The sequence below is a fragment of the Marinobacter sp. UBA3604 genome, assembly GCF_002375325.1.
Lineage (GTDB): Bacteria > Pseudomonadota > Gammaproteobacteria > Pseudomonadales > Oleiphilaceae > Marinobacter > Marinobacter salarius.
This window is the reverse complement of sequence record NZ_DFMB01000049.1, coordinates 33,893-35,041: the sequence shown is the minus strand read 5'-3', so window position 1 is coordinate 35,041 and position 1,149 is coordinate 33,893. Positions and strand designations below refer to the sequence as shown.

2 protein-coding genes and 2 pseudogenes are annotated in these 1,149 nt (G+C 54.4%); 3 read left to right on the top strand and 1 reads right to left on the bottom strand.

Going from position 1 to position 1,149, the window contains the following annotated elements:
- Nucleotides 1-208 (bottom strand): annotated as a pseudogene (locus B2590_RS15065) (hypothetical protein); the annotation flags it as partial.
- Between the two features lie 246 nt (nt 209-454).
- On the opposite strand from B2590_RS15065, the gene B2590_RS15060 reads away from it, so the two are divergent.
- The 3 genes and pseudogenes from B2590_RS15060 to B2590_RS19280 all read left to right on the top strand — a co-directional run bounded on the left by B2590_RS15060 (nt 455) and on the right by B2590_RS19280 (nt 1,065).
- A complete protein-coding gene (locus B2590_RS15060; RefSeq protein WP_041333848.1) occupies nt 455-715 on the top strand; it encodes a hypothetical protein in 261 nt (86 codons plus the stop codon).
- 16 nt (nt 716-731) lie between these two features.
- A pseudogene (locus tag B2590_RS15055) lies at nt 732-1,001 on the top strand (di-heme oxidoredictase family protein); the annotation flags it as partial.
- The gene (locus B2590_RS19280) at nt 964-1,065 is read left to right on the top strand and encodes a hypothetical protein (RefSeq protein ID WP_227507882.1); all 102 of its coding nucleotides are present in this window, start codon (nt 964-966) and stop codon (nt 1,063-1,065) included. The pseudogene B2590_RS15055 and the gene B2590_RS19280, both read left to right, overlap by 38 nt.
- The last annotated feature ends 84 nt before the right edge of the window (nt 1,066-1,149 follow it).

Genomic DNA, 1,149 nt, shown 5'->3' with positions numbered 1-1,149 from the left:
GTGAGGATAACGGAGAGAATTCCCACCGCCAGTAACGCCCTGTACGGCTGATACTGGTGCAACTGTCCCAGTAGGGTATGCACCAGGATATGTAGCCTTCGAAGACAGCAATGACAAACGTATCATGAATGGTGAGCAGCAGGCTTAACGCCGCTGCTAATGCTAACCACCACAAAGGAATGCTGCGGCGCCGGATTGCCCTATTCATCCCGCCCCCGACAACTCAGACCTCCCCCAACTGTCAACAACAGTGAACATTGACCGCATTGGGGGCGCGGCGCTTTACGGACTTTTAGTACTGTTGCTGACACAATATTAAAGGCAACCGCCGCTATCAGCCATGAATTATTACAGGTCCGCAGTCTTGTGTCGTTTAACTCATGCAATACACGCCCATCAATCTCTAATGCGTATAATAATGATTTATATTTAATTTACCTCAAAGGATTTGCACATGACGTCAATGACTCGTCCGCGACCTCTGGCCCTGTCAATCACCCTGCTTTTGATGGCCGGATGCAGCGGCAATCAGGACGCTGCCAACGCACAACACAGCAGAGAGCCAACGGCAGATAAGGCGCCCGCATCCACGCCGACCAAAACTGACGTTGTTAGCCATTATGCAGATCTGGCGCACGCCACGTTCCAGGATGCGGTGACAACGGCCGAGGTTCTTGGCGAGGTAGTGGACGCAAGATTGTGGCCAGTTTGCTAATGGCGGCGACCCCGAAGTCAGCGACAAAGTGGCAGGCTTTATCACCTTCTACGCCAGCAGCCTTGCAGTTCCCGCCCGTCGCGCCATGGAAAACCCGGAAGTGCAGCAAGGCGCCAGACTCGTTAGCAACACGGGGTGTGCCGCCTGCCACACACCAAAGCACACGACCGGTCTGGTCGCTGACCGGCCAGACCTCAGCGACCAGACGATCTGGCCCAGCCATTTTGTGGCACGGGGGCGAAGCCGAGATATCCAGGGAACAGTTCAAGGCACGATTCAGGACTGAACGTGCGGTGCTGATTGCCTTCCTGAAAGTGCCTGAAGAGGCTCCCGGTTGCACTAAAGTCTAATGTTAATTGACTTCTCAGTCGTCGGGCTTGTGCTACGATCAGTGTGGTCAATATTGTTGCTGTGCCCAGTGCTGACGCAAGACC

What these genes read in the sequence shown, in the direction of transcription:
- B2590_RS15060 (WP_041333848.1), top strand. Translation starts at nt 455, where the DNA reads ATGACGTCAATGACTCGTCCGCGACCTCTGGCCCTGTCAATCACCCTG.